We start from the raw sequence: 3,822 nt of genomic DNA on the forward strand, positions 1-3,822 counted from the left end.
GAGTACATATCCATTCCTGCGGTAACGGCCACTTAGGGTTCCGCTCTGACAGCGGCTCACTTTTGAAAAGAGCCCAAAAGTAAGCAAAAGGTACATGCCCCACTACTCGGCACCTCGCTTGGGCTCGGTGTGCCCGTAATCCGCCAGCGTGGTTTAACGGGGCGCTTAAGATCAAGATCAAAAGCAGATCAAGAGCGGCTCGCTTCGCGTCGTGGTTACCGTTGGGTGTAGTCACTCAAGGTAGGGAATTAATGGCCTTTATGACCGCATCGGCGATGGTCTTTGTAATAAGCCGACGCTGACGGTGATCAATCTTTGGGCTCAGCCATGTGGGCAGGCTGTTCAGCACGGGCAGAATCGCCGTGAGCGCGCCCTCGCGCAACGGCCCGCCGGGCTGATGGCCCAGTTGGCCGACCACCTTCATGAGTTCCGACTCATAGGCTAGCCTCAATCGCTCAACGCTCGCTTGCATCGGGGCGCCCAGGCAATTGGCATCCATGACCGCCAACTTGAAGTGCCCGGTCATCTGTTCATGCAATTGAAGATGGCCTTCGATCAGCTTTGCCAGGCGTTGCGCGGCCGTCAATCTACGGGTGTTGATCCGATCGACGTGCGACAACAGCGCCTGATACAGCTCTGTCAGCCACTCAAACAGCATGGCTTCCTTGCTCTCTACATGGTGATAAATCGCGCCCGGGCTGATGCCAACATGCGCGGCCAATTCGCGCATGCTGACCTGGCTGAAACTACGCTCCTTGAACAGCTCCAGGGCTCTGCGCTGGAACTCCGAGCGGCTGAGCGGGGGAGCCATACGCCCGTGAGTCATGTGTCGAGTGCCTGCTGTTTGGCAATTTCCTGGTTGCGCAGAACGAACCGCTGCAACTTGCCACTGGGGGTCTTGGGCAGTTGCTCAACGAACTCGATTTCCCGTGGGTATGCATGCGCAGCCAGGCGCTGTCGGACATGCAGGCGCAAGACTTCCGCCAACTCGACACTGGGCAGGTACTCACGGTTGAGCACGACAAACGCTTTGATCAGCTCGGTACGTTGCGGGTCGGGTTTGCCGATCACCGCGGTTTCGACCACTGCCGGATGTTCGATGAGCGCGCTCTCTACATCGAAAGGCCCCACGCGGTAGCCGGACGTGGTGATCACATCGTCGTTACGGCCGACAAAGCTGATACTGCCGTCCTCATTGAGCTCCACGATATCGCCGCTCAAGTAGTAACGGCCCACAAACGCCTTGGTGGGCATGTGAAGGTAGCCATTGAACCAGCACAGGGGCGAGCGCTCGCGATCCACCGCCAGTACGCCCGGCTGGCCGGTCGGTAATTCCCGCTGCGCATCGTCCAGCACGACAATCCGGTACCCCGGCACCGCATAACCGGCAGAACCCTCACGTACCTGATGGCGTAACCCATGGTGATTGCATAACACCATGCCGATTTCGGTTTGGCCGTAATGGTCGTGAATGACCACGCCGAGCTGTTCGGCGAACCAACGGATGACTTGCGGGTTGAGCGGTTCGCCGGCGCTGCTGACGATACGCAGTTGGCCACGCACCGCGTCGGCGAACTCGGCCCCGGCATCTATCAGCAGGCGAAAGGCCGTAGGCGAGCCGGCCAGGTTGCTGATCCCGTACTTGGCGATAATCCGGCTGGTGCTTTGCACGGTGAAAGGGCCGTCATGGAACAGCGTGGCCCGGCCGCATGCCAGTGGCCCGGTCACGGCGTAATACAAGCCATAGGCCCAGCCGGGGTCGGCGAGGTTCCAGAAACGGTCGTCTTCGCGCAGGTCGATTGAATCGCGCATATAACTTTTGAAGGCTAGGATGGCGCTCACAGGCACCTCCAGCGGCTTGGCCGGCCCTGTGGTGCCCGAGGTGCACATCAGCAGGAACGGCGCACGGGCGTCCAGCAGCTCAGGTGTGCAGTCGGGTTGTTGATGCTCCAGCACATCCCAAAACGCGTAGTCGCTGGGGCGCTGTGAGGTGGCGTCGGTCACGATGACGTGGGGGCAGTCGAGGAGCTCGTCCAGCTTGGGACGGTTGTGGGCGTCGGTCACGATCCAGCGCGCGTTGGAACAGTCCAGTCGCTGTTCAATGGCCTTGGGACCGAATGCGGTAAAGAGCGGTTGGTAGACCGCCCCGATGCGCCAGGTTCCCAGGATGGCGATCACCAGTTCAACCGTGCGTGGCATCAGGCCGGCGACCCGATCCCCCGGCTGCACGCCATGGGCCCGCAGGAAGTTGCCGAAACGCGCCGCGTGCGCCTGCAGTTCGCTGAAGGTGTACTGCGTGGCGCGGCCATCGTACGTTTCGCAATACAACGCCACGGCATGGCCATCGGCGTGCCGGTCGCAGCATTCAATGCAGGCATTCAAGGCGCCGGGTTCGCCGCGCAAGTCCTGGGCAGCCAGCTGTAGATAATCGAAGGATGAGACTGCTGAGTCGTAATCGCGCATAACGTACCTGATTATTATTGTTGGAATATGACCTGTGCCCACGCAGGCTGCGCGGGTGCCTGGATGTCGCTAGTGGTCCATCATCTGGGCCGCTTGCTGGGTCGCGTGGCTGGTCCGCGTGGCCAGCTTACGCACTTCATCGGCGACCACCGCAAACCCGCGACCGGCTTCGCCAGCTCGCGCCGCTTCAATGGCGGCATTCAATGCCAACAGGTTGGTCTGGCTGGCAATGCCTTGGATCGTGGCGACAATCTGCGTCAGCTTGGTGAGGGTTTCCTGCATCACTTGGTGTTGTTGCGCCTGCGCCTCGCGCATCGCACTTTCTTCATGGTGGGCATGGATATCGGTGATGGCACCCACCACCCGTTGCGGCGCGCCGTCCGGTGCGCGGCGGGTTTGCCCCCGGCCGCGAAACCAACGGTGAGTGCCATTGGTGTGTTTGAGTCGATACTCCACATCGAATGGGGTCTTGCCGCTGCGGTCGTCCACATGGGCGACGAACGCGCCGATGGCTCGTGCGCTATCCTCGGGATGCAAGCGCGAGGTCCAGCTTTCCAGGGTGTTGGGGAACTCTTCCACCGTGTTGCAGCCCAGCAGCCGGCGCATCTGCGAAGACCACCAAATGGTATTGTTCGGGTTCGCCGGGTCGCCGGCCACCACCTCGATATCCCAGAGCCCGTCGTGCAGCATTTCTCGGGAAATGTCGAAACGTGTGGCCGCCAGTTCGAGCGCCTCGTGGTGCAGGTACTGTTCATGAATGTCACGCACGGTTCCCCCCATGGCAAGCGCTGTGCCCTGCGCATCGCGTCGGGCGGCTCCGCTGATCCGGCACCAGCGATAGTCATTGCCGAGTGCCGACTTCATCCGCACGTCGAGCGCAAAGGCCGTACGCCCGCTGCGATCGGCAAGGTGCCGGGCGAGCGCCTTCCGATGCGCTGGCTGGTCATCCGGATGCAGTTGTTCGCTCCAGCCGCCAAACTGGTCAATCGCCTGGGCCAGGTTCGACGCAGACCCCGTCCACGTCATCGCAGCACCCGGTGCGGGGGCGGCGGCGCCATCCAGTTCCAGCTCCCAGAACCGTTCACCTGCACCCTGTGTGATCAGGGTCCAGCGCGCCTCCCACTGCCGCACCAGCTGGTCACGGCGGGCCAGGCGCTCCTCCAACTGGCGGATTTCCAACGTCAGCGCGCGGGACTGCTCTTTGAGGGTTCGCCGTTCTTGCAGCAGTTGTTCGACGCTTGCCAGGATGCGGCGTAACAACGGGTGGCTTGACGACAGCGGTGTGCCTGGCTGGTCAGGCTGCTCCAGTCGGTCGGCGAGCGGCGCCAATACGCAGCGGGTAGTTCGGTTGAAAAAGAG

The 3,822-nt window shown here is 61.8% G+C and carries 2 protein-coding genes and 2 pseudogenes; all 4 read right to left on the reverse strand.

The features are described 5' to 3' along the window. Positions 1-235 precede the first annotated feature (235 nt). Positions 236-811 carry a TetR/AcrR family transcriptional regulator gene (locus GIW04_RS28795; RefSeq protein ID WP_003191099.1) on the reverse strand — a complete coding sequence of 192 codons (576 nt, stop codon included), beginning with the start codon at positions 809-811 and terminating at the stop codon, positions 236-238. A gap of 11 nt (positions 812-822) precedes the next feature. Continuing rightward, positions 823-2,463, reverse strand: a complete 1,641-nt coding sequence (locus GIW04_RS28800) for an AMP-binding protein (protein WP_120248003.1) — start codon at positions 2,461-2,463, stop codon at positions 823-825. 78 nt (positions 2,464-2,541) lie between these two features. Further along, positions 2,542-2,826 (reverse strand): annotated as a pseudogene (locus GIW04_RS31630) (methyl-accepting chemotaxis protein); the annotation flags it as partial. Continuing rightward, positions 2,827-3,489 (reverse strand): annotated as a pseudogene (locus GIW04_RS31635) (PAS domain-containing protein); the annotation flags it as partial. It abuts the pseudogene before it with no gap. Between the last annotated feature and the right edge of the window lie 333 nt (positions 3,490-3,822).

Source organism: Pseudomonas sp. PA-4-8C (genome assembly GCF_021606625.1).
Lineage (GTDB): Bacteria > Pseudomonadota > Gammaproteobacteria > Pseudomonadales > Pseudomonadaceae > Aquipseudomonas > Aquipseudomonas lactis.

Bases quoted from the DNA above. Each gene is read 5' to 3' on its own strand.
- GIW04_RS28795 (WP_003191099.1), bottom strand. From the start codon at position 811: ATGGCTCCCCCGCTCAGCCGCTCGGAGTTCCAGCGCAGAGCCCTGGAG.
- GIW04_RS28800 (WP_120248003.1), bottom strand. From the start codon at position 2,463: ATGCGCGATTACGACTCAGCAGTCTCATCCTTCGATTATCTACAGCTG.